The sequence below is a fragment of the Streptomyces sp. 378 genome (genome assembly GCF_030124145.1).
Classification (GTDB): Bacteria; Actinomycetota; Actinomycetes; order Streptomycetales; family Streptomycetaceae; genus Streptomyces.
The window spans coordinates 54270-76890 of record NZ_JASKMS010000025.1 but is presented as its reverse complement, the minus strand read 5'-3'; the positions used below and the strand labels follow the sequence as shown (position 1 = coordinate 76890).

General features: G+C 70.4%; 22 protein-coding genes. 9 read left to right on the top strand and 13 right to left on the bottom strand.

Going from position 1 to position 22621, the window contains the following annotated elements; all coding sequences use genetic code 11:
* Window positions 1-54: 54 nt before the first annotated feature.
* From QNO09_RS28545 to QNO09_RS28520, 6 genes are all read right to left on the bottom strand, one after another.
* Window positions 55-1086: a glycoside hydrolase family 6 protein gene (locus tag QNO09_RS28545; protein WP_283973127.1), complete on the bottom strand. Its 1032-nt coding sequence runs from the start codon at window positions 1084-1086 to the stop codon at window positions 55-57.
* 340 nt (window positions 1087-1426) lie between these two features.
* The gene (locus QNO09_RS28540) at window positions 1427-2056 is read right to left on the bottom strand and encodes a class F sortase (protein ID WP_283973173.1); all 630 of its coding nucleotides are present in this window, start codon (window positions 2054-2056) and stop codon (window positions 1427-1429) included.
* A gap of 67 nt (window positions 2057-2123) precedes the next feature.
* Window positions 2124-2792, bottom strand: coding sequence for a hypothetical protein (locus tag QNO09_RS28535; protein ID WP_283973126.1), 669 nt, complete (start codon window positions 2790-2792; stop codon window positions 2124-2126).
* Between the two features lie 294 nt (window positions 2793-3086).
* Entirely contained in the window at window positions 3087-3866 is a 780-nt protein-coding gene (locus QNO09_RS28530; RefSeq protein ID WP_107455180.1) for an HAD-IIA family hydrolase, read from the bottom strand.
* Window positions 3867-3974: 108 nt separating this feature from the next.
* On the bottom strand, window positions 3975-4766 hold the full coding sequence (locus QNO09_RS28525; RefSeq protein WP_283973125.1) for an LPXTG cell wall anchor domain-containing protein: 792 nt from the start codon (window positions 4764-4766) through the stop codon (window positions 3975-3977).
* A 107-nt stretch (window positions 4767-4873) separates the two neighbouring features.
* A complete protein-coding gene (locus QNO09_RS28520) occupies window positions 4874-5089 on the bottom strand; it encodes a hypothetical protein (RefSeq protein ID WP_283973124.1) in 216 nt (71 codons plus the stop codon).
* Window positions 5090-5210: 121 nt separating this feature from the next.
* Here QNO09_RS28520 and QNO09_RS28515 point away from each other — a divergent pair, with 121 nt between their 5' ends.
* Window positions 5211-6044 carry a TetR/AcrR family transcriptional regulator gene (locus QNO09_RS28515; protein ID WP_283973123.1) on the top strand — a complete coding sequence of 278 codons (834 nt, stop codon included), beginning with the start codon at window positions 5211-5213 and terminating at the stop codon, window positions 6042-6044.
* 97 nt (window positions 6045-6141) lie between these two features.
* Here the strand turns inward: QNO09_RS28515 and QNO09_RS28510 are convergent, their stop codons facing one another.
* A complete protein-coding gene (locus QNO09_RS28510; protein ID WP_283973172.1) occupies window positions 6142-7251 on the bottom strand; it encodes an ROK family transcriptional regulator in 1110 nt (369 codons plus the stop codon).
* Window positions 7252-7347: 96 nt separating this feature from the next.
* On the opposite strand from QNO09_RS28510, the gene QNO09_RS28505 reads away from it, so the two are divergent.
* The 3 genes from QNO09_RS28505 (at window position 7348) to QNO09_RS28495 (ending at window position 9913) form a co-directional block, all read left to right on the top strand.
* Window positions 7348-8439, top strand: a complete 1092-nt coding sequence (locus QNO09_RS28505) for a Gfo/Idh/MocA family protein (protein WP_283973122.1) — start codon at window positions 7348-7350, stop codon at window positions 8437-8439.
* Entirely contained in the window at window positions 8436-8957 is a 522-nt protein-coding gene (locus tag QNO09_RS28500) for a heme-degrading domain-containing protein (RefSeq protein ID WP_283973121.1), read from the top strand. The genes QNO09_RS28505 and QNO09_RS28500 overlap by 4 nt, the downstream gene beginning before the upstream one ends.
* A gap of 89 nt (window positions 8958-9046) precedes the next feature.
* Entirely contained in the window at window positions 9047-9913 is an 867-nt protein-coding gene (locus tag QNO09_RS28495; protein WP_283973120.1) for an LLM class F420-dependent oxidoreductase, read from the top strand.
* A gap of 94 nt (window positions 9914-10007) precedes the next feature.
* Here QNO09_RS28495 and QNO09_RS28490 read toward each other — a convergent pair whose 3' ends face one another.
* The 3 genes from QNO09_RS28490 to QNO09_RS28480 form a co-directional block, all read right to left on the bottom strand.
* Window positions 10008-10865, bottom strand: a complete 858-nt coding sequence (locus tag QNO09_RS28490; RefSeq protein ID WP_283973119.1) for a fumarylacetoacetate hydrolase family protein — start codon at window positions 10863-10865, stop codon at window positions 10008-10010.
* 142 nt (window positions 10866-11007) lie between these two features.
* On the bottom strand, window positions 11008-11718 hold the full coding sequence (locus tag QNO09_RS28485) for a YidC/Oxa1 family membrane protein insertase (RefSeq protein ID WP_283973118.1): 711 nt from the start codon (window positions 11716-11718) through the stop codon (window positions 11008-11010).
* A gap of 90 nt (window positions 11719-11808) precedes the next feature.
* Window positions 11809-12150, bottom strand: a complete 342-nt coding sequence (locus QNO09_RS28480; protein WP_283973117.1) for a DUF6412 domain-containing protein — start codon at window positions 12148-12150, stop codon at window positions 11809-11811.
* Between the two features lie 222 nt (window positions 12151-12372).
* On the opposite strand from QNO09_RS28480, the gene QNO09_RS28475 reads away from it, so the two are divergent.
* The 5 genes from QNO09_RS28475 to QNO09_RS28455 all read left to right on the top strand — a co-directional run bounded on the left by QNO09_RS28475 (window position 12373) and on the right by QNO09_RS28455 (window position 18108).
* Window positions 12373-13848 (top strand): glycoside hydrolase, encoded by a 1476-nt coding sequence (locus QNO09_RS28475; protein ID WP_283973116.1) that lies wholly within the window; start codon window positions 12373-12375, stop codon window positions 13846-13848.
* A gap of 135 nt (window positions 13849-13983) precedes the next feature.
* Window positions 13984-15000, top strand: coding sequence for an SEC-C domain-containing protein (locus QNO09_RS28470; RefSeq protein ID WP_283973115.1), 1017 nt, complete (start codon window positions 13984-13986; stop codon window positions 14998-15000).
* Window positions 15001-15344: 344 nt separating this feature from the next.
* Window positions 15345-15746, top strand: a complete 402-nt coding sequence (locus QNO09_RS28465; protein WP_283973171.1) for a very short patch repair endonuclease — start codon at window positions 15345-15347, stop codon at window positions 15744-15746.
* Window positions 15743-16738, top strand: coding sequence for a DNA cytosine methyltransferase (locus QNO09_RS28460; protein WP_283973114.1), 996 nt, complete (start codon window positions 15743-15745; stop codon window positions 16736-16738). The genes QNO09_RS28465 and QNO09_RS28460 overlap by 4 nt, the downstream gene beginning before the upstream one ends.
* A gap of 11 nt (window positions 16739-16749) precedes the next feature.
* Window positions 16750-18108 (top strand): DNA cytosine methyltransferase, encoded by a 1359-nt coding sequence (locus tag QNO09_RS28455; protein WP_283973113.1) that lies wholly within the window; start codon window positions 16750-16752, stop codon window positions 18106-18108.
* A gap of 1 nt (window position 18109) precedes the next feature.
* Here the strand turns inward: QNO09_RS28455 and QNO09_RS28450 are convergent, their stop codons facing one another.
* The 3 genes from QNO09_RS28450 to QNO09_RS28440 are packed head-to-tail and all read right to left on the bottom strand — an operon-like array spanning window position 18110 to window position 22142.
* Window positions 18110-19003 carry a DUF6339 family protein gene (locus QNO09_RS28450; RefSeq protein WP_283973112.1) on the bottom strand — a complete coding sequence of 298 codons (894 nt, stop codon included), beginning with the start codon at window positions 19001-19003 and terminating at the stop codon, window positions 18110-18112.
* Window positions 19000-19995 (bottom strand): hypothetical protein, encoded by a 996-nt coding sequence (locus QNO09_RS28445; protein ID WP_283973111.1) that lies wholly within the window; start codon window positions 19993-19995, stop codon window positions 19000-19002. Before QNO09_RS28445 ends, QNO09_RS28450 begins: the two co-directional genes overlap by 4 nt.
* Before the next feature lie 2 nt (window positions 19996-19997).
* Window positions 19998-22142: a helix-turn-helix domain-containing protein gene (locus QNO09_RS28440; RefSeq protein ID WP_349636991.1), complete on the bottom strand. Its 2145-nt coding sequence runs from the start codon at window positions 22140-22142 to the stop codon at window positions 19998-20000.
* Between the last annotated feature and the right edge of the window lie 479 nt (window positions 22143-22621).

Genomic DNA, 22621 nt, shown 5'->3' with positions numbered 1-22621 from the left:
TCCCGCCGGGAGGGCGCCCCTTTCGTCTGCCTTTCGTCTGCCCGGCGAGGTACGTCAGCCGGTGGCCTTCGCCAGCTTCAGGGCGTAGTCCGCCCACCACTGGCCCGCCTTGGGCCCGCCCTTACACTCACCGTCCGACTCACCCGGCCGCTTCACCCACAGGTACGCGTCGACGAGCGGGTCGGCCGTCTTCGTCGTCGGGGTCTCGCCGAGGGAGCGGCCCGGCGGGTTGCACCAGCGCTCGTCGGGGTTGCCGCCGGTGTAAGGGCCCTTGCCGTTGCGGCTGGTGTCGATGACGAAGTGCTTGCCCCCCACCTTGGCGGAGAGCTGTTTGCCGTAGGCGATGGAGTCCTCGGTGGAGTAGAAGTTGGAGACGTTGACCGCGAAGCCGTCGGCCTGTGCGATGCCCGCGCGGTTCAAGGGCTCGAAGATCTGGTCGGGCTGCTGCCAGCCGGCGTTGCCCGCGTCCAGGTAGACCTTCGTGTTCTTCAGGGACTTCAGCTTGGTGACGGCGCCCTTGAGGAGGTCGTAGCGCTCCTCGTGGAACTGCTGCGGGGTGCAGCCGTCCACCAGGTGCAGCAGGGCGTCCGGTTCCAGGATGACCGTGGCGGACCGGTCGCCGATGCCCGCCGCGACGCCGTCGAGCCACTCCCGGTAGGCGTTGCCGTCGGCGGCGCCGCCCTGTGAGTACTGGCCGCAGTCGCGGTGCGGGACGTTGTAGAGGACGAGCAGCGCCGTACGACCGGCCTTGTCGGCGGCCTCGGTGAAGCCCCGGGTCTGCTCCTGCGGATCGTCCGGGCCGACCCATTCGGCGACCGGCTGCTCCGCGATCTTGCGGATCTGCTCGGCTTCCTGTTTCTTGCCGGACTTCTCCAGGGCGGCGACCTCCTGGGCCGCGGTCCCGTCTGGATTGACCCAGAAAGGAGCCTTTTCCTTGGGTTGTTGAGTGATCTTCGCGTCGGCGCCTTCGTCCGATCCGTCTCCCCCGTCGGAGGAGGAACACCCTGTGATCAGCAGTGCCGCCCCCAGCACCACTGCGGACATCCGCCTCCCGGCGAACGCCCCGACCCCCCTGCTGCCGTACATCCAACTCCCCCTTGATGCACCGTTCCAAGTCTCAATCCTGACATACGCCCCGCGGCACTCACGAGGCAAACCCCACCTGCGCGGATAACGCAGTGCCACCGTATAGGGACTTGGCGTTAATCAACCTCTAGGCCGGGGCGGCCCTTTGGTTCCAGAGTCTTCTCAGCACGTGCCCGGCCTTCGGCCAGAGATTCACCCACCGTGGCTCCCGTGGCCTCCCGCGCAGCTCGCCGGGTTACTCCCGCGGCCCGTGCGCGCGCGGTCGAGGACCGGCCCGGTCGGCGGCTTCAGGGGGAGCGGGCCGTCGACCGGGGTGGGTGGCCGCGTTCGCGTCGGACCGTCACAGGCCGGTTCCCGTCAGATACGCCGAGACGACCACGTTCGCCGTGTAGCTGCGGGTCGTACGGTCGAAGCTGCCGCCGCAGGTGACCAGCCGCAGCTCGGCCCGCCCCGACTCACGCGGCCCGTAGGCCTGGTGGGCGTCGAAGCGGTCGCGGGTGAGGACCTGGACGGACTCGACGGTGAACTCGGCGACCTTGGCGTCGGCCCGGATCACCCGGATCGTCTGGCCCGGCCGCATGGCACTGACCTTGTAGAAGACGGCGGGCCGGGTGTCGGTGTCGACATGACCGACCATGAGAGCGGTGCCCGGCGCCCCGGGCGCGACCCCGTCGGCGTACCAGCCGACCACGCCCGGCTGGTCGTACGGTGGCGGATCGGGCGCCCCGCGTTCGTCGAGGCCGCGTGCCACCACGGGCGCCTGGACGCCGAGCCCGGGGATGTCGACCCGCTGCGGCGGCGCGTCGCCCAGCGGTCGGTGCTCGGGCGGCAGCCTGATGTCCGGGGGCCGCCCTGCCGCCGCCATGTCGCCGGTGGTGGGGGCGGATATGCCGTGCCGCATCTCGGTGACCTCACGGCCCCACAGCCACAACCCGAGCAGCAGCACCACCCAGGCCAGGCCGGTCAGCATCCGTCCGGTGCCCGAGAAGCGTCCCTGAACCCGCACATGGTCCCGATCCTCGTCCCGATGCCGCATGTCAGTCCGTTCCACGGCTCCGGCGGACACCGCGCCAGGCGACGACCACCGCGGCCACCCCCGCGAGCACCAGCCCGGTCACCCCCTGTGCCGTACCGGGACCGGTCCCGCGGTCCTCGGCGGCGACGAGAGCGGCGGCGCCGCCACCGCCCGCCTGCACGGGGGCGACGGGCGAGGCCGGTGCGCCGGGCCGGTGGGACGAGAGGGACGACGACTCGTCGGCGCCGGACACGGACGGCTGCCCGTCCTCGCCGGGCGCGGGCGGCTGCCCGATGGATTCCGGCACGGACGGCTGTCCGCCCTCGCCGGGCGCGGGCTGCTGCCCCGCGGACCCGGGCACGGAAGGCTGCCCGTCCTCGCCGGGCGCGGGCTCCTGCCCGGCGGATTCCGGCACGGGCGGCTGCCCGTCCTCGCCGGACACGGAGGGCTGTTCGCCCTCGCCGGGCGCGGGCGGCTGTTCGCCGGGGCCCGGCACGGGGGCGGCCCCGGGCCGGTGCCGGGCCCCGGCGTGGACGGTGAGCGTGCCGGTCCGTCGTGTGTCGCCGCAGTCGACCCGCACCGCGTACGAACCCGCTGCGAGCGTGGAGCGGACGCGGCTCTCGCCGGTGAGCTCGTGCGCGCCGGTGACGGTCAGCCGTGCGTCCGCGACGAACGCCGGCGAGGTGGCCACGGCCGTTCGCTGCGCGCAGCCTGTCACGCGGAGCGTGACGTCACTGCCGGGAGCGGGGGCCGCCGGAATCGCCGACACGCCCCCCGCGTCCGCCGCGGACGCCGCGGACGCCGCCGGGGCGAGGGCAACGGCAGCCAGGACGCTTGTACAGACAGTGACTCTCAGGGAACCCATCGTGAACCTCCAGATGCCTGGAGCCTCCCCCGCCCGGTGAGCCGCCGCATCCTCAAGGACGCGACGGCTGCTCCGTACGGGTGACGGCGGGTTTGAGGCCGCGTGCGCTGCCGCGGGGGCTCAGACCCGGTCGACGAGGTCCGCGATCGAGTCCACGACCTGGGAGGGCCGGTACGGGAAGTCCTCGACCTGTTCGGGCCGGGTCAGGCCGGTGAGCACCAGGAACGTCTGCATCCCGGCCTCCATGCCGGCCAGCACGTCGGTGTCCATCCGGTCGCCGATCATCGCGCTGCTCTCGGAGTGCGCGCCGATCGCGTTCAGCCCGGTCCGCATCATCAGCGGGTTCGGCTTGCCCGCGAAGTACGGCTTCTTGCCGGTCGCCTGGGTGATCAGCGCGGCCACGGCGCCGGTCGCGGGGAGCGGGCCCTCGGTGGACGGGCCCGTCTCGTCGGGGTTGGTGCAGATGAACCGGGCGCCGCCGAGGATGAGCCGCACCGCCTTCGTCATGGCCTCGAAGGAGTACGTGCGGGTCTCGCCGAGGACGACGTAGTCCGGCTCGTGGTCGGTCAGGATGTAGCCGATGTCGTGCAGCGCGGTGGTCAGGCCGGCCTCGCCGATGACGTACGCCGAGCCGCCCGGCCGCTGGTCGTCCAGGAACTGGGCGGTGGCCAGGGCCGAGGTCCAGATGGACTCGATCGGCACCTCCAGGCCCATGCGGCGCAGCCGGGCGTGCAGGTCACGCGGGGTGTACATCGAGTTGTTGGTGAGGACCAGGAAGGGCTTCCCGGACTCGCGCAGCTTCTTCAGGAAGGCGTCGGCTCCGGGGATCGGTACGCCCTCGTGGATGAGTACACCGTCCATGTCGGTGAGCCACGACTCGATGGGCTTGCGGTCTGCCATGTGCGGGATCTCCTGCCGTACGCGGTCCAGCGTGCGACCCAGCCTAAACAGTGGCGGGATCTTGCGGAACGGTCCGCGTGCGGCGTCCCGACTGGCGGGACGAGCCGCTCAGCGGCGGCGCCGTGCGATGAGCAGCACCCCGCCCGCGGTGAGCAGCAGGGCCGCGGCCGCCGCGGCGACCTGTGTACCGGTTCCCGTCCGGGCCAGTTCCTCGGCGAAGGGGAACCGGTCCTCGCGGGGCGGGACGGAGGCGTCGGGGTCGGGGCGCGGCTCGGTATCGGTGTCGGTGTCGGTGTCGGTGTCGGTGTCGCTGTCGGTGGCCGGTTCACCGCCGTCGATCCCGAACCGGTAGTCGTTCGACTGCCCGACCCAGTCGCCGTCGTCGTCGTGCCGTTGCACCACCGCGGCGTTGGCCGTGACGTCGTTGGGCACGGCGTCCGAGGTGAGCATGAGCCGCACCTTCACGGTGACGGTTCGGCCCGGTCCGACGGTGAACCCGGCGAAGCGGTCCTCCTCGTCGGCGAACGCCCCGACGAGTTCGTCCTCGCCGGTCTTCTCGAACCGCACGGGGTGGGCCCGCGCCCCCTCGAAGAACTCAAGTTGCGGCTGGGAAGGTTCCAGGGCCCGCTTGTCGTCGACGAGCACGACGACGGGGTGGATGTCGGTGCAGGTCCGGTCGGTCGTGTTGGTCAGGTCGACGTACCAGGTCCCGAACCCGCCACCGGCCGTATAGGAGTCCGGGCCGCCGTGGATGCGTGTGGTGAGCGGGAAGGTGTGGTCGTCGGGCGCGGCACAGGCGGGCGCCGGGGCGTCCGCGTGCGCCGGATGAGCGCCGGGGAGCAGGACGGCGGTCGCTGCTGCCGCCGCCAGGCAGAGGTGAGCGGGCGTGCAGAGTCGCATGATGATGTGACATTCCGACCGACGGCCCTCGGCAGACGACGCCGCAGCGAACCGCCCCCGAACGGCGGCGCGAATCCCCCCGGTCGGCGGACACGTGACACGCCCCCCTAGCGGCGCCCCAGAGCCTTCGCGCGCGAGTGGCCCCAGCCTGCCAGGCAGGCGCCGACCGCGGTGAGGACCGCGTACGTCAGCAGCAGCGGGACGAACCCGCCGGGCAGCCCTCCCAGCAGGCCCCGCTTGTCGTCGATGACGAGCCGGGCGAGCCCCTGAATGCACACCGCCAGCAGCAGCATGCCGAGAACCTGCAGGACGTCGTATTTCACGGCCTTCCCTTCTACACGGAGTGACGTTACGAACGTATCAACCGGAGGGTGCGCATGTGGCCCGCTGTCGTAGACAAATCCGCCTTTACGTCACACTTTCTCACCGCGCTAAAGTGAAGTGGTGCGTGACGAAAAGATGCGGGCGTGCCGTGTGTGCGGCACGGCCCTGGCCCGTCCGAGCCGCGGCCGTCCGCCCGTCTACTGCTCGCGGAGCTGCCAGGCCCGGGCCTACCGCCGGCGCAGGCAGCCGCTGCCCGAACCGGGCACGCCGCCCGCGTCCCGGCCGACGGACGTCCGGGCGCGGCAGCGACGCCGGATCGCCGAGGCGGTGTGGCGGATCGCGGCCGGGCAGGGCCTGGACGCGGCGAGCATGCGCAGGATCGCGCTGGAGGCGGGGGTGTCACTGCGGGTCGTGCAGTACCACTTCGACTCCAAGCACGCCCTCCTGGTCGACGCGCTGCGCCTGCTGCACGAGGAGAACGAGCGGCTGGCCCGGGGGCGCATTCCGTACGACATGACAGACCCGTGCCGGCTGCTGCGGGCGGTGCTGGACGAGTTCCTGCCGCTGGACGAGCAACGCACCTTCGCGCTGCGCGTGTTCACGGCGTACTACGCGCGCAGCCTGACCGATCCCGCGCTCGCGGCGGTCTTCCTGGCGGCCGAGCAGCCGCTCGAAGGGCTCGTCGCGGACATCATCGGGGCCGGCGAGGCGGCGGGGATCACGGCCCCGGGCATCGACCGGGCGCACGAGGCCGACCTCCTGGTGTCGGGAGCCGTCGGGCTGGGCCTGGACGTCGTGCACGAACGCCGGTCCCTCGCGGGAGTGCGGACCGTGCTGGACTACCACCTGGCAAGGATCTTCCCCGCTGCGGCCGCCGAGACCACCAGGGCCGCCGGGAGCACGGCGCCCGGACCTCGGCCGTCGGCGTCCCCACACCCGCTGGACGCCGGCTGAGCAGGCTCACCGCCCCGCGTCCCCGCCTCAGCCGCTCCCCGCCCGACCACCGGTCCGGGCACGGTCAGTGCCGTCCTCACGACCCCGCATCCCCATCTCACCCACCCCCGCGCCCGAACACCGGCCCCAGCACCAGGTGAGCCGCGCCCACCGCCACCACCCGGCCGCCCCCCGGCGCGACGCGTACCGGCACCGTGTCCTGGCCCGTCCGCCGGGCCCGGGCCTCCAGAACCATGGCGACCCCGGTCACGAAGGCCTCCGGTGCCGCCGTCACCCTGCGGCCGCCCAGCAGGACGACGTCGATGTCGAGCAGCCCCGCCACATTCGCCGCCCCGGCCCCCAGGACCCGCGCCGCCTCCTCCAGATCGCCGCGCTCCACCGCTCCGAGGCACAGGGCCTCGACGCAGCCCCGGTTCCCACAGGTGCACGGCGGCCCGTCGAGCTGGATCACCTGGTGGCCGAACTCCCCGGCCCCGGTCCTGGCACCCCGGTGCACGCTGCCGCCGATCACCAGCCCGGCACCCAGCCCCGTCCCCAGGTGCAGATAGGCGAAGGAGCCGCCCTCGCCCCCGGCGGCCAGGCCGAGCGCCGCCGCGTTGGTGTCCTTGTCGACCACGACCGGCACGCCGAGCCGTTCCGCGAGCGCCTCCCGCAGCGGGAAGCCGTCCCACTCGGGGAACCCGGTCACCCGGTGCAGCACGCCCCGGGCATGGTCGAGCGGCCCGGGCAGCGCGACGCCCGCCCCCAGCAGGGCGCTGCCGAGCCCGGTCAGCGACTCCCGCACCGCTCCCGTCACCGCCGCCAGCACGGCCTGCGCCCCGGCTCCCAGATCCAGCGCGGCCCGCCGCTCCCCCACCACGGTCCCGCGCAGATCGACGAGCACGGCCCGCACCTCGTCCCGGTCCAGATGGACCCCGACCGCGTGCCCGGCCTCCGGCACCAGCCGCAGCACCGTGCGCGGCTTGCCCCCGGTCGACGCCCGGCGGCCCGCCTCCGCCGCCAGGCCGTCCTCCCGCAGCCGGCCCGTGATCTTGCTGACGGCCTGTGGGGTGAGCCCGGTCCGCTCGGCGAGTTCGAGGCGGCTGATGCCCTCGTCCCCGGCCGTCCGCAACAGGTCGAGCACCAGCGCGGTGTTGTGGCTGCGCAGGGCGAGCAGGTTCACCCCGCTCCCTGCCCCAGCCGTCCCGGTCCGTCCCGGCCCGCGCATGCCGCCCACTCCGCCCGTACGGTCGTCCGCCCTGTTCACGCCCCCCATTGTCCCCGGCGCTTGCACTTTGGCAACAGCGTTGCGAAAGTGGGTGGCATGACTGGCACACCCCTCGGCACAGCCTCCGGCTCGCCCCTCCGCGTCGGCCTCGTCGGCTACGGCCTCGCCGGCTCCGTCTTCCACGCCCCGCTGATCGCCGCCACGGAGGGCCTCGCCCTCGACACGGTGGTCACCTCGAACCCGGAACGGCGGCAGCAGGCCCGTGCCGAGTTCCCGGACGTACGCCTCGCCGCCACCCCGGACGAGTTGTTCGGCCGGGCCGACGAGCTGGACCTGATCGTCGTGGCGTCCCCCAACAAGACGCACGTACCGCTCGCGACGACCGCGCTGAAGGCCGGTCTGCCGGTCGTCGTCGACAAGCCGGTCGCGGGCACGGCCGCCGAGGCCCGCGAGCTGGCAGCCCTCGCCGAGGAGCACGGACTGCTCCTCTCCGTCTTCCAGAACCGCCGCTGGGACAACGACTTCCTCACCCTGCGCAAGCTGCTGGACGAGGGCGCGTTGGGTGACGTCCTGCGCTTCGAGTCCCGCTTCGAGCGCTGGCGTCCGAAGCCGAAGGGCGGCTGGCGCGAGTCGGGCGACCCCGCAGAGATCGGAGGTCTGCTCTACGACCTCGGCAGCCATGTCGTCGACCAGGCCCTGGCCCTCTTCGGCCCGGCGGCCTCCGTCTACGCGGAGACGGACATCCGCCGCCCGGGCGCCGAGACGGACGACGACACGTTCATCGCGCTCACCCACGCCAACGGCGTCCGCTCCCACCTCTACGTCTCCGCGACGACCGCCCAACTCGGCCCCCGCTTCCGCGTCCTGGGCTCGACCGCCGGCTACGTCAAGTACGGACTGGACCCCCAGGAGGCGGCGCTCCGGGACGGACTGCGCCCCGGCCCGGACTGGGGCGTGGAGCCCGAGTCGCTGTGGGGCCGCGTGGGCTCCTGCGAGTCCCCGGTCACCGGTGGGGGCCGCCCCGAACCCACCCTCCCGGGCGACTACCCCGCTTACTATGCGGCCGTGGCGAAGGCCCTGCTGGAGGGCGCCACGAACCCGGTGACCGCGCGGGAGGCGGCCGCCGCCCTGGACGTACTGGAGGCCGCCGGACGTTCGGCCCGCGAGAAGGTGACGGTGACGCTGTGACCCGTAAGAGCAACCCCTCCCACAGCCAGGGGCTCACCCCGAAGTTCCACCCCGAGCTCACCCCGAGCCTGGAGGAGCTGGAGAAGCAGGAACGCCTCCTGGTGTTCCGCCGGTTCACCCACGACGACGCCTGGGCGCTCGGCTCGCTCCTCGTCGAGCTGGCCCGGGAGCGGCAGGCCCCGGTCGCCATCGACATCCACCGCTCCGGCCAGCAGCTCTTCCACGCGGCGCTGCCCGGCTCCAGCCCGGACAACGACGCCTGGATCGCCCGCAAGCGCCGGGTGGTCGAGCGCTACGGCTCCGCCTCCTACCTGGTCGGCGCCCGTTTCCGCGCCAAGGGCAGCACGTTCGAGGAGTCCTCGCGCCTCGACCCCGACACCTACGCGGCCCACGGCGGCTCGTTCCCGATCACCGTCGAGGGCGTGGGCGTGATCGGCGCGGTGACGGTGTCCGGGCTGCCGCAACTCCAGGACCACCGGCTCGTGGTGGAAGCGCTGGAGCGGTTCCTGAACCAGTAGGCCACGCCGGAATCATCACCGGCTCCCTCCGGTTGGCACCCGCGTACGCGTGATCGAGCGCGGCGTTCCGACCGGAGGGATCCCGAACCATGACCACCCCTTTGAAGGAGACCGTCGACCGGTACGGCATCTGGAGCGTAGGCCTGCGCTCGGAGGACCCGGACCGGCGCGGCGAACTGGCGGAGACCGCCGCCGAACTGGAGGAACTCGGCTACGGCGCCGTGTGGCTGGGCGGCAACAGCTCCGCCGCCCACGCCGCCCCGCTGATCGAGGCGACCTCGAAGCTCACGGTCGGCACCAGCATCCAGAGCATCTGGCAGCACGAGCCGGACGCCGCCGCCACGGCCTTCGCGGAGCTGGAGTCGACTCACCCCGGGCGGTTCCTGCTGGGCCTCGGAGTGAGCCACGCCAAGCGGGTGGAGCAGTACGCCCGCCCCTACTCGGCTCTGGTCGGCCACCTCGACGGCCTGGACGCCGCCGGAGTGCCGGCGGACCGCCGCCTCCTGGCCGCCCTGGGCCCGAAGTCGCTGCGGCTGGCCCGCGACCGGGCGGCGGGCTCGATCCCGTACCTGGTCACCCCGGAGCACACCGCGCACGCCCGCGAGATTCTGGGCGAGGCCCCGCTGCTCGCCCCGGAACTGGGCGTCATCCAGGAGACGGACCCCGCCCGCGCCCGCGCCGTGGCCCGGGAGTTCCTGGAGATCTACCTGCCACTGGCGAACTACACCAACAACTTCCTCCGGCACGGTTTCACCGAGGACGACCTCGAGGACGGCGGCAGCGACCGCCTGGTCGACGCCCTCTTCGCCTGGGGCGACGACACGGCGATCCGCGCCAAGATCGACGCCTTCTTCGAGGCGGGAGCGGACCACGTGGCCCTCCAGGTCCTGACCGGCGAACCGCGGAACGACCTCCCGAGGAAGGCGTGGCGCGACCTGGCGGCTCTGCTGGACTGACGTTCCTTCAGGGGCGCGGGGAACTGCGCGACCGGCCACGGACGGCCCGCAGCCGAAAACGGACCGCAGTTCCCCGGCTCACCCAGCGGAGCGCCTACGCGTCCTTGAACTCCTGCCGCTGCCGCCCGAGCCCCTCGATCTCCAGCTCCACGACATCCCCGGCCCGCAGGAACGGCTTGGGCTCGGGCGCCCCCAGGGCGACCCCCGCCGGCGTCCCCGTGTTGATGACATCACCGGGGTACAGCGTCATGAACCCGCTGAGATACCGCACGACCTCCCCCACCGGGAAGATCTGCTCGGCCGTCGTCCCGTCCTGCTTCAACTCCCCGTTGACCCACAGCTTCAGCGACAGGTCCTGCGGATCGCGCACCTCGTCCCCCGTCACCAGCCACGGCCCCAGCGGATTGAACGTCTCGCAGTTCTTGCCCTTGTCCCAGGTCCCGCCCCGCTCGATCTGGAACTCCCGCTCGGACACGTCATGCGCCACGGCGTACCCGGCGACATGGGCGAGCCCTTCCTCCGCGGACCCGAGGTACCTGGCCGTACGTCCGATGACGACGGCCAGCTCGACCTCCCAGTCGGTCTTGAGGGACCGTCGCGGCACGAGGACCGTGTCGTTCGGCCCGACCACGGTGTCCGGTGCCTTCATGAAGAGGACCGGCTCGGCGGGCGGCTCCGCACCGGTCTCGCGGGCATGGTCGTGGTAGTTCAGCCCGATGCAGACGATCTTGCCGATCCGCCCGAGCGGCGGCCCGACCCGCAGCCCGGTGGCGTCCAGTACCGGCAGATCACCGGCGTCGGCGGCGGCCCGCACCCGGCCGAGGGCCTCCTCGTCGGCGAGCAGCGCGCCGTCGACGTCCGGGACGAGGCCCGACAGGTCCCGCAGGGTCCCGTCGGCGTCGAGCAGAGCGGGCCGCTCCGACCCCGCCGTACCGACTCGCAGCAGCTTCATGATCAGTCTCCCTCGATCGCGGGCGCCCGACCGATGCGCGCGACCCGGATGCGGCGGGGCAGCCATCGGAGGACTGGTCGATCCTCCAAGCTGGGAGTCCACTCCGCAACACCCGTTCACGTACTGGACCCCGACCGCCCGGTCACCGGTACAGCGCGGCCCGCTCCACGACACTCCACGTCGTACTGGTCACGACGTACAGGGCGGCGGCCAGCGGTACGACGGCCACGGTGACGAGCGTGAAGAACGACATGAAGGGCAGCACCCTGGTCACCGCCCCCAGCCCGGGCAGCTGCTCCCCCGCACCGGCCTGGGCGGCCGGGTTCGCGGCCATCATGCGCCTGCTGAGCCGGTAACCGAACGCGGCGACGCATCCGACGACCACGAACAGCCCGGCGTAGACGAGGCCCGCGCCACCGAGGGCACCGCCCTGGAGCGCGTCCGCCCACCGCTCCCCCAGCGGCGCCGCGAACAGCCGGTGCGCGAGCAGCCCGTTGGCCTCGCCGCCGATCGTGTCGCTGGAGAACAGGTGGTAGAGCAGGAAGAACGCGGGCGCCTGGAGCAGTCCGGGCAGACAGCCGGCCAGCGGCGACACCTTCTCCTCGGCGTGCAGTTCCAGCACGGCCCGCTGGAGCCTCTCGGGGTTCTTCCCGTGTTTCCTCCGCAGCTCGGCGATCTTCGGCTGGAGCGCGGTCCTGGCCTTCTGGCCGCGCGCGGCGGCCCGGGACAGGGGGTGGACGAGGAGGCGTACGAGCGCGGTGAACAGGACGATCGCCGCGGCGGTCGCCGAGGCGCCGAACAGCGGCTGGAGCAGGTCGGCAAGGTGCTCGACCAGGCTGGCGAAGACGGACATGGGTGAGCCCTCCGGGGGTCTCGTCGTGCCGGAACGGATCAGGACGGCATGACGACCCGCGCGGGGTCACTTCAGGTGTGGTGGTGGCCCCTACGCGACGGTCGTCCGGAGGGCGTGGCCGGGTGCTCGGGGACGGGTACGCCCCCGGGCGTCGGGATCGCGTTGCGGCAGGAAGGCCGTACGCCGGTCCCGGTCGCGGATGGCCGTCCGCACGCGGGTACGCGGCACGGCGGGCGCGCAGCGCGAGGCGACGAGGGCGCAGAGTGCCAGGGCGGACGAGGCGGCGGCGGTCGCGGCGAGGGCGACGGTGGCGGAGAGGCTGCCGGTGTCGAGCAGCGCCACCCCGGCGAGCAGGAAGAGCAGCGCGAGAGCGGGACGCAGCCGCGCTTGCGAGGGAATTCGGCGGAGCGTCGTCGCCCAGCTCCGGTTCATGAGCCGCCCCTCCTCTCCTCCGTGTGCATGCCCTGTTGTTCGTTATACAGGATCACCCCACCGACGGGCCCGCGACTTCGTACACGGGTTTGAGGAAGGTTCGTCAGAACTCTCGACAACCCACCCGCCACGCCCGATGCTTCTCGTCACCCGACAACGGGACACCCCTGCGGCGCCGGGCCGGGGACCGGCGTGCGCCCTCAACTCCCTTACGGAGGAGCCGTGATCCGACGCAGAAGTCTGCTGGCCGCAGCAGGCGGTACGTTCCTCGGCAGCGCCCTGGCGACGGGCACCGCGCGCGCGGACGCCACCATCGCCGTCAACCCGTCGACGACGTACGGCACCTGGGAGGGCTGGGGCACCTCCCTCGCCTGGTGGGCCAACGTCTTCGGCGCCCGGGACGACTTCGCCGATCTGTTCTTCACCACCAAGCCCGTGACGTACAACGGCCGTTCCCTGCCCGGCCTGGGCCTCAACATCGCCCGCTACAACCTCGGCGCGTGCAGCTGGAACAGCGTCGGCGGCGAGACGATGGTCGAGTCGCCCAACATCCCGGCCTTCAAGCAGATCGAGGGTTTCTGGCAGGACTGGAACAACGAGGACCCCACCTCCTCGGCGTGGAAGTGGACTGCGGACGCCAACCAGCGCGCGATGCTGGTGAAGGCGACGCAGCGGGGCGCGATCACCGAACTGTTCGCCAACTCCCCGATGTGGTGGATGTGCAACAACCACAACCCCTCGGGCGCGTCGGGCGGCGGCAACAACCTCCAGACCTGGAACTACCGCCAGCACGCCTCCCACCTGGCGGCGACGGCCCTGCACGCGAAGAACAACTGGGGCGTGAACTTCGCGACCGTCGACCCCTTCAACGAGCCGGCCTCCACCTGGTGGACCGCGACCGGCACCCAGGAGGGCTGCCACATGGACCCGGCGGTCCAGGCGGCCGTCCTCCCCCACATGCGCAGCGAACTGGACAAACGCGGCCTCACGAGCCTTCGCATCGCCGCCTCGGACGAGACGAACTACGACACGGCCCGCTCCACGTGGTCGTCCTTCAACTCGACGACCAAGGGCCTGGTCTCCCAGGTCAACGTGCACGGCTACCAGGGCTCGGGCGGCCGCCGCGACCTCCTCTACACGGACGTCGTCACCACCTCCCGCAAGAAGCTGTGGAACTCCGAGACGGGCGACAGCGACGGCACCGGCCTGACCATGGCCTCGAACCTCTGCTACGACTTCCGCTGGCTGCACCCCACGGCCTGGTGCTACTGGCAGGTCATGGACCCGACGGCGGGCTGGGCGATGATCGCCTACGACAAGGACACCCTCCAGCCGACGACCGTCCAGACCAAGCACTACGTACTGGCCCAGTTCAGCCGCCACATCCGCCCCGGCATGACGATCCTGGACACGGGCGTGAGCTACGCGGTGGCGGCGTACGACGCGGCGTCCCGCCGCCTGGTGATCGTCGCGGTGAACACCTCCACATCCGCCCAGACCCTCACCTTCGACCTCTCCCGCTTCTCGACGGTGACGGGCGGCTCAGGAGGCCTGGTCCCCCGCTGGAACACGGTCACGACCGGCGGCGGCGACCTCTACACGGCCCGCTCGGACATCCGCCTGTCCGGCAAGTCGGTCAGCGTCCCCTTCGCGGCGAAGTCGGTTCAAACCCTGCACATCGACGGTGTGACGCGGTAGGCCGACGCCGACAGGCGGTTCGGGGCGAGCCGCAGCCCCCGGGTGACGAGCGCGAGAGACCCCTGAGGCCCTCGATATCGGGCCTGGCCTGCACATCTCTCACGTTCGTCACCTGTCGGCAGTACGGTGTCCCCCATGCGCCCCGACACGCCTGCCGAAAACGTCGACCACACCGCCGAGGCGGCACGCCTGGAGCGGACCGCCGGCCTGTATCCCGAGGACGCCGAGGCCCTGCTGCTGCGGGCAGCGGCCCACCTGGAACTCTCCGGCGACCGCCCCACCGCGACCACGCTCTACGACCGCCTGCTCTCCTCCCCCGACGGCCTGGAGAACCCCCACCTGGTACGGGCGCTCAAGGCCTCCAACCTCTGGGAGTACGGCCACGAGGCCGAGGCCCGCGCGATCATCGAGGGCGTCCGGGTGGCGTCCCCCGAGGATCCGGCCCCCTGGGTGATCGTCGCGGAGTCCCTGGAATCCCACGACGAACTGGAAGCGGCCCACGACACCTTCACCGAGGCCGTACGCCGCCTCCTGACGGACGTCGCGGAGCCCCCCTACGCCACCCACCCCCTCCTCTTCGGCCGCCACCGCGTACGGCGCATGCTCGGCAAGTCCCACGACGAGTGGGACGCCCTGGCGGACACCGTCCACTCCCTCCCGATCACCCTGGACGAACTCCACGACCCCAAGCGCGTATGGTCCCTGGGCTCGGAGAACCCGGCGGAACTGGAAGCGGAGATCCTGCGCCTGCGAGCGGAACTGGGCGCGTACCGGGCGGCCCTGTCCCGCCCCTTCCCGGTGGCGGTCCTGCACTGGCCGGCACCGGAGCTCACGGAACTCCTGGAGGCGTACCCGACCCTCACGTCGGAGTACCCCTCCCACGCCGACCACCTCTCCTCGATAGAGCAGTCCCTCCGCGAACTCTCCGCCTCCGGCACCCCGAACCTGGGCATCGTCACCGGCACGGTCCCGTCCTACGAGGCCTTCGCAGCCTCGGAGGGCTCGCCCCCGGACGACACGACGCTCCTGCCGCAGTACGCGACGACGCTGGCGGCCCGGGGGCGGGCGGTTGCCTGGCCGCCGCAGCGGGGGGCGGGGTGCTGGTGCGGGTCGGGGCAGGCGTACGGCCAGTGTCACGGCAGTACTGTCTGAGATCCGAGCGCCGAGGGGCACCACGGCCACCGGCAGGTCGCCGCTGAACCGACCCGGCGTGCGCGAGACGCTGACGAGCCCGTCACATCCGGACAGCCGCACAGCGCACGGCGGAAGCGCGAGACTGGCAAGGAAGCGGGCGCCCCGACAGCCCGAAACGATCAGCTTGCGCCAAAAGCCCTTCGTACGTCAGTGGCTACTGCTAGAACAGAACGTATCGCCATGAGTGATCGGTACAGATCAGCCGATGCCCGAAAGCAGCGATCAACGACCGTGACGACACGCATGCGTGAGGCTCGACAGTGAACAGCATGACGCCTTCGTCTCCCGGCGTCTCGGCCCGCATGAGCAGGCAGGCGAGCAAGGACACCGCTGTCGAGCTGGCCGTGCGGCGGTTGCTGCACGCCGCCGGGATGCGGTACCGCGTGGAGTATCCCGTGCCGGGACTGCCCCGACGACGCATCGACGTGGCGTTCCCACGAGTCAAGGTCGCGGTCCTCATCGATGGCTGCTTCTGGCACGGCTGCCCCCACCACGCAACGCACCCGAAGGCCAACGCGGAGTGGTGGCGTACGAAGCTGGACCGGAACATGGCCCGCGACCGGGAAACGACGGAGCATCTGGTCACAGCGGGGTGGACCGTACTGCGGTTCTGGGAGCACGAAGCTCCCGAAGAGGTGGCCGTACAGGTGGCGGCAGCCGTGCAGCGGCGCCGATCGGACCGAACCAGGGGGGAAGAAGAGTGAGCGGACTCACCTTCGTGGACGTGTGCTCCGGGGCTGGAGGACTTGCTCACGGACTCGAGCGGGCGGGGTTCGAGCCGCGCCTGTTATTGGACGAGGACGAGGCCGCCGTCACTACTCTGCGGACCAATCGGCCGCGGTGGAACGTGCTGCACACCGACCTGCTGGACTTCGACCCGGCCGAACACCGCGTGAGCTATGACGTGGATCTCCTCGCGGCCGGCCTGCCACGGGTGAAGTCGAGTGCGACCGTGGGACGGGCGGATTCCAGCACGGAGGAGCGGCTGTTGGAGGCCGCTGTCTATCTCGTCCATGCGATCCGGCCCCGGGCAGTACTCATAGAGAACGTTCCCGGGCTCGCCCACTCCGACGAATACCGGCGTCTCCGCGATTTCGCCCGGGCCGAACTGGCCCACCTGGGATACGAGTTCAGCTGGTTCGTCATGAACGCCGTCGACTTCGGCGTACCGCAGAGCCGCAAGCAGGGCGTCCTGGTGGCCGTCGAACGGCATCGGGCCAGGGCGTTCCGACCGCCGACGGCGACCGTGCGAGAGCCCACGACGGTCGGCGCCGCACTGGGGCCGTCCATGGCCTCGCGCGGTTGGCGGGACGCCGCCCGCTGGGCCGCCCAAGCCGACCGACCGGCTCCGACCCTGGTCGGAGGCTCGAAGAACCGAGGGGGCGCTGACCTGGGGCCGACCGGCGCCAAGCGGACGTGGGCGACCATGGGTGTCAACGCCCACACGCTGGGCGATACGGTTCCCGGCCCGGAATTCATCTGGGATCCCGAACTCGGCAGAGACAACATGGTGAAAATCACGGCCGAACAGGCGGCGTTGTTGCAGGGTTTTCCCGAATCATGGGCAATTGCCGGGCTCAAGACCGCGCGGTACCGCCAGATCGGGCACGCCACGCCCCCGCCCGTCGGAGAGGCACTGGGGCGGGCCTTCGCCGAAGCGCTGAGCGGGGACCTCGAAGCCTCCGCTGCCGGCTAGACTTCCGCCACATGACCAGCTCGGCGCCACACCATTCCGTCCTCGACAAGCCCTTTGTCCTGGATCTCTTCGCGGGACCAGGAGGGCTGGATGTCGCCGGGCACGTGCTCGACATCCCGAGTCTCGGCATCGAGTGGGACAAAAGCGCCTGTCTGACGCGATACGCGGCCGGACTGGACACGCTCCACGCCGACGTCAGCTCGGTACGCAGGGACGCCTTCGAGTCCCTGCCCCCGGAGATCAACGTGCTCGCCGGTGGCCCGCCATGCCAGACGTACTCGGTTGCCGGGGGTGGCGCCGGCCGAAAGGCCTTGGAGGAGGTCAAGGGCTACATCGAACGACTCATGGCTGGCGACTCCGACGAAGAGATCGACAAGGAGCTGAAGAAGCTCAGCGATCCGCGCACCGCGTTGGTCCTCGAGCCCCTCCGGTACGCGATCCAAGCAACCAGGAGCCCGAACCGCGGCAACCGACCGTACGACGTCATCGTGCTGGAGCAGGTTCCCGCGGTCGAAGCGCTCTGGCACCACTACGCCTTGGTGCTGGAGAACACCGGCCTCCCCGACGGCACCAAGTACGAGGTCGTCGTCGATGTCCTCGACACCGAGACCTATGGAGTGCCGCAGACGCGATCTCGAGCCGTGCTGATCGCTCGCCGCGAGGGGCTCGGTGAACCCGCGCTGCCCGCGCCGACCCACCGTGCCTACGAGGCGAAGGAGTGGAGTCGGGGGAACGACAGGAGCGCGGCTCAGATCCATCAGCCGACCCTTGACGGGGAGAGCGCCCCGGAGCCTCGGAAACGCCGGGAGGAAGACGGCGAGTTGGAACACTGGACCTCGATGGCCGAGGCATTGGCCGGCCCGGTGGGCGCGCACCCGGGACGCAAAGTTCCTTTCCTCGTTCGCTCGAACTACGGCAGCTCCGGGCACCCGGGGCGCCGCGGTGTACGAACCGACCAGCAGCCGGCCGCCACCGTCACCGGCCGTATCTCCCGCTTCGTGGTCTTCGAACACCTCGATGACAACATCGTCTACGAGGGCTCCCGCTTCAGCATGAACGAGGCGGGAATGCTTCAGAGTTTCCCTCCGGACTACCCTTGGTCCGGTACGGCACAGGCCCAGCAAGTGGGCAACGCCGTACCACCCCTGTTCGGCGCACACCTGTTGAGCGCCGCACTCGGACTTCCCGCGCCGGCTCCTCACGCACTGAGGACACCGTGGCAGCCGGCCACGGAGGAGCAGCGCGCAAAGCTACGAAGTCAGGGTTGCGGGGCTGCGGACGACTGCACTGCCCGCTGCCCGCGCCCCCAGGACCAGGCGCCGCCCCGCTCGGTCTCTCTCCCGCGCAAGAAGAAGACGTCGCCGCGGTAGCTCAGGAGCTTCCGAATCGGTCCTCGCTATTCCTGCCTCTGACCGGCGCGGTCTCGAAGAGGTCGGCGAAGTAGACGGCGAGCGCGGTCACGGACTCCTCCGGGACGGGATCCTCGTCCGGCCCCTCCGGGAGTACATGTCGCGCGACCGGGGGCGCCGTTTCCGCCTCCTCGATCCATTGCCGCAGCGGGCCTGGATCGCGAGGGCCGTCCGCTGCGAGAGCGTCGTAAGCCAGGGTCGCTCCCGCCGCACTGATCGCCACGCTGAGGCCGTTGATCTCTCGACCGGTGGTCACCTGCCCGTTCTTCAGGAGGCGAACCAGCGCTTGGGCGGTGGGACGGTGGTCGATCACATCCGTCCGCAGCACCGTGTGGATGAGGTCCTGGTTGCCGCAGGCGACCTCGACGGGCTCATAGTCCGGCCCGTTCCGGAAGAGTTCGGCCGCCCACCACAGACGGGAGAAGCACTGGCGGTCCGCCGGACCCCGGAAGCGGTCCGCGGCGACACGCCTCACCGGCCGGTTCGCCGTCGTCTCCGGCAGATGACGCCAGACGACGTAGTCGGGGGCCACCGCCACGGCGATGTGATTCCACAGACGCTTGTCCGCCGCCTCACGCCGCGTCAGGCGCAGTGTGGCATGAAGCCGGGGTGCGAGCCACGCATCGGCTCGGGTGCGGTCCTCGCGGAACTCGAACATGGCGTCGTCGACCAGACTTCGGACAGGCTCGACCGACCACCTGGCGTCGTCCTCGGGGAGCGGTTCGACAACCTTGGCGAGCTCTATACCACCGTGGACCTGTTCACCCTTGAGCAGTTCCTCGGTGAGGAACGGATCGACGGCCGAGGTAGCGAGAAGTGCCAAGCGCTCCGGTACGTGGTTCGGTTGGGTGATCACGTCTCACTCTCTCGGTTCATCTGTTCCAGACTGCGGATGGTGTAGGCAAGGGCTTTGGTCGCATCGGCACGACGGGACGCCGCATAGTGGATGCGGGTCTGAAGCTCCACCCAACCCGAGTCGCCGGTGCGCCGGCGATGGACCTGTCGTAGGGCCTCCTCGACATGAACACCGGGAACCACGTCCGGGAGCATCTCCCGCAGCACATCGCCCTGCCAGTCCGTCGGGAAGACCGGTCCGCCGTCGGGTTCCACCTCCAGATCACCGATGGCACCGTGGAACACCGCGGTCCAGACATCGGTGGCCATCTGAGCGACGAGAAGGTCACGCACCTTGCTGTCCACTCCTGAGCCGCTGCTGTCCAACAACCCGAGGACTCCCTCGACATCGGTGTTCACGAACACCGTGGGGACCCGAGCCGACGTGTCCACGATCCAGGGCACGTCGGCGTAGGCGTGCAGCCACGCCCTGGAACTCTTACTGAACGAGGCTTTCTGGACGTCCAGTTGGAGTCCACGGACGGGTTCGTCCGATACCGTGTCGATGATCCAGCTTCGGTCCGTCTCTGCGATCGACCGTCCGCGCACTCCATCCACCGTCCCCACGGCATGCGCGGCGAGGGAGGCCCGGCTCAAATGGTTGTCACGGATCACCTCCAGTGAGCCCGACCAGTCCCGGCCGTCCTCCGTGTCCCGTACGAGGTCGGTGGAGGTGCGGACGTTGGTCTCACCGTCGGTCAGTACGGCGAGCACACGCAGATCGGACCAGGCCGCGTCCGGCGCGTTCGCTCCGGGCGGGAGTGTCACGGAGAGGCCGATCGTGGCGCTCAGCCAGTCGGTGTGACCCGCGATACCGAGTGCCACGGCCTGCTGTTGGGTCGAATATGCAGTGGTCTCCAGCTGGTCACGTGTGCCGTCGGAGAGCTTCAGGGCGACCGATGTCACCCGGAGCGTGACCGGCCGATTGAGCCTCTTGTACGGGTAGATCTTCACCGTCACTCCCCCTTGCCGGCACGGAGTTCGACAACCAGACGGGTGAGCGCGGTCCTGACCGGGTGGCTGGTGACATCGGTGGATCCGCGGAATCTCGCTCGACGTGTGCCCGGAGCGAAGCGCAGGGTGCCGTCCTCCACAACACAGCCGTCCACGGCCACGAGCTCTGCCCAGTCCAGTTTCGGGCGACCCCCGGAGCGCACGTCCAGCTGGGCCACCGGCACCATCGGGACGACCTCGTCGCCCCGTGGGATGCTCACTTCCGCGGTGATCTGCCACTCCCCGCCGTCGCCGATCGTCGCCTCGAGCCCGTCGAGCACAGGAATCACCGGCCCGGTGGGCGTCTTGGCCTTCGGCCTGGTCCTCACGGTCAACGCCTTGCGCAGGGCCTCACCGCCTTCGCGGCTGCCGCGCTTGGGTCGCGCAACGAGTTCCCTCACCGCGTTGTTGACCTCGGTGGTCAGCATGTTGACACGTCGGTACGCGGAGGGGGACCAGCGCAGGGTCAGCTCCTCCGTCTGTCCCCAGCGATCGTGCTCGGGCGGTTCCGCCGCACGCAGAAACTCCTCGGCCTCACTCGCGAAGGGGGCCGATTCCCCGGCGGCCTCGCCCACCAGAAGAACAGCCTGGAAAGGGTTGGTCCCGAGCGGCAGGTTCGGAACCCTGGTCCTTTTGACGGTCATGCGGTTGCCACGCAGCGAGTGCACCTGGTTCTTGGGTGCGTCCTTGTCATTGTCGGCTTCGGTGACCAGGAGGACCGCTTGGTGCGTACCGAGTGTTCCCCGCGCGCCCCCGGACAGCGGCAGCTTCAACGCAACGCTCCGCGCCGCCACCTGCCCGGCTTCGGTGAGTCGATCCACGGTGTTGCCCTCGTAGTGCGCTCGGAGGGCACGCGTCCGGGAAGGTTGCTCGGCAGAAGGGTCCACCTGCTCCTCCGCCACGACCACGTCACCGTTACGCAGGGAGCGGACCGAGACCTCCAAGAGGGGAAGCCTGCTGCCCCCTCCGGTCATCGCCGCCCAGAAGTCACGTCCCAGCGCCTGGACCAGACGGCGGTGCATTTTGCGGATGTCACGCGTGTCCTCGCCGCCCTCCTCATCCATGGTCTCGTCGTCGGCATCGGACTCCTTGTCCTCCAGGCTGGCCACATCGTGCGCACCGACGATGAGGAAGGACGTACCGGGTTCATCGCTTTCTCGAGTCAGGTGCAGGCGCGCCACTGTTTCCTCGTCCGCCCACCAGGAACGGGCAACGTTGGCGCCGGGGGAATCGGGATCTGGGCGCCCGAACCAGGCGGGGCCCGCATAGGGCCTTCCTTCGACCTCTCGCCACGGCAGTTCGAGACGGCCGATGACCCGTCGCTCGGTACGCCCCTCGTGAGGCTCGGACAGGGTGGAGTTGATGAGTACGAGGCCGAGGGCACTGGTGGCCCACAGCGTCGCCTTGCCCAGGCCGTACGAACCCCCCGCGGCGGGACCCGACTTGAGGCTCTCGAGCTGGCGCCTCACCACGGCGGCGAACTTGCCGTCCGCGTAGTCGTCACCGATGAGCCCGGAAGCGTTGTAGTCGTCGACCCGTAGCAGGACCAAGCGGCCCTTCTCATACATGTCGCGCACCCCGGCGTCCACGACACGACCGACCTTCTGATTGCCGGCGACCTCCGAGACAGCGGAGTAGTGCGGGAAGAGATCGTTCCAGAGAATCGCCTCCCGGAAGGCGTCCAAGGCCTCGCCGGTCAGCTCGTGCAGGGTGTAACGCACTCTGACCGGCCGGCCGTTCTCCGTCAGTCGCTCGTCGAGGCTGTTCTGGCAGGTCTCTCGCGCGAGGACCTGTACATCCGCATCGAAGGCGAAGGCCGCGGCATTACCCAGGTCACGCCCACCGTCGGGATAACCGGGGCGGTGATACCAGGTGACCGGCAGACCGGCTTGAGTGTCGGTGGTGCGGGTGTGCACCGTACCGAGATCCGTGCCGAGCGCTTGCGCGATGTCTTGCATGACGGTAGGCCGGGGAGTCGACCGTCCGGTGATCCAAGCCGAGACGGCGGCTCGAGTCAGCTTGAGCTCTTGGGCCAGTTCGGCCTGCGTCTTCCCCGCGAGCTTGAGTTGACGGGCCAGCCAGGGCCCGAACTCCTCACCTGCCTCCACGCGCCACCTGCTCTTTCGTCGGAGTGCCCTGCAGATCACATGCTCGAACGTAGGCTAATTTGACATGGGCGACCACGTCAACCAAAAGTTGATCGAACCCGCCCCCTCGATCACTTCGACACCGCCGCCCGAGTTGCACTAAATACCCGATTTCACCTGCTTTGCTCTGCGTTCACCGTGGGGGCGATGGGCAATTCCCCTTCGGGGAACGGGAGTTCGGCTTGCGCGATCGAGCGACCGTCGATACGGTATTCAACGATGGGGAATCCATCCCGCTCACGAAACTCGAAATACGAGTAGGCCGGGCGGCCGGGGCAGAAGTACGCCCAAATTCAGTGATGGCCGCATGACCTGGCTGGACCAGCTCGACCTTGCACATGAGCACCTTCTCCAAAGCGGTGGTGGCGCACAACTCCCATCCGCTATCGTAATTCCGGAGAAGCGTCTCACCTAAGAAACTCAGCGCCTTCACGGGGGAA

Coding starts and splice junctions, on each gene's coding strand:
- QNO09_RS28540 (WP_283973173.1), bottom strand. CDS start 2,056: ATGCTGACCGGCCTGGCCTGGGTGGTGCTGCTGCTCGGGTTGTGGCTG.
- QNO09_RS28510 (WP_283973172.1), bottom strand. CDS start 7,251: ATGCGCGGGCCGGGACGGACCGGGACGGCTGGGGCAGGGAGCGGGGTG.
- QNO09_RS28465 (WP_283973171.1), top strand. CDS start 15,345: ATGAGCAGGCAGGCGAGCAAGGACACCGCTGTCGAGCTGGCCGTGCGG.
- QNO09_RS28470 (WP_283973115.1), top strand. CDS start 13,984: ATGCGCCCCGACACGCCTGCCGAAAACGTCGACCACACCGCCGAGGCG.
- QNO09_RS28505 (WP_283973122.1), top strand. CDS start 7,348: ATGACTGGCACACCCCTCGGCACAGCCTCCGGCTCGCCCCTCCGCGTC.
- QNO09_RS28480 (WP_283973117.1), bottom strand. CDS start 12,150: ATGAACCGGAGCTGGGCGACGACGCTCCGCCGAATTCCCTCGCAAGCG.
- QNO09_RS28485 (WP_283973118.1), bottom strand. CDS start 11,718: ATGTCCGTCTTCGCCAGCCTGGTCGAGCACCTTGCCGACCTGCTCCAG.
- QNO09_RS28490 (WP_283973119.1), bottom strand. CDS start 10,865: ATGAAGCTGCTGCGAGTCGGTACGGCGGGGTCGGAGCGGCCCGCTCTG.
- QNO09_RS28495 (WP_283973120.1), top strand. CDS start 9,047: ATGACCACCCCTTTGAAGGAGACCGTCGACCGGTACGGCATCTGGAGC.
- QNO09_RS28525 (WP_283973125.1), bottom strand. CDS start 4,766: ATGCGACTCTGCACGCCCGCTCACCTCTGCCTGGCGGCGGCAGCAGCG.
- QNO09_RS28455 (WP_283973113.1), top strand. CDS start 16,750: ATGACCAGCTCGGCGCCACACCATTCCGTCCTCGACAAGCCCTTTGTC.
- QNO09_RS28545 (WP_283973127.1), bottom strand. CDS start 1,086: ATGTACGGCAGCAGGGGGGTCGGGGCGTTCGCCGGGAGGCGGATGTCC.
- QNO09_RS28530 (WP_107455180.1), bottom strand. CDS start 3,866: ATGGCAGACCGCAAGCCCATCGAGTCGTGGCTCACCGACATGGACGGT.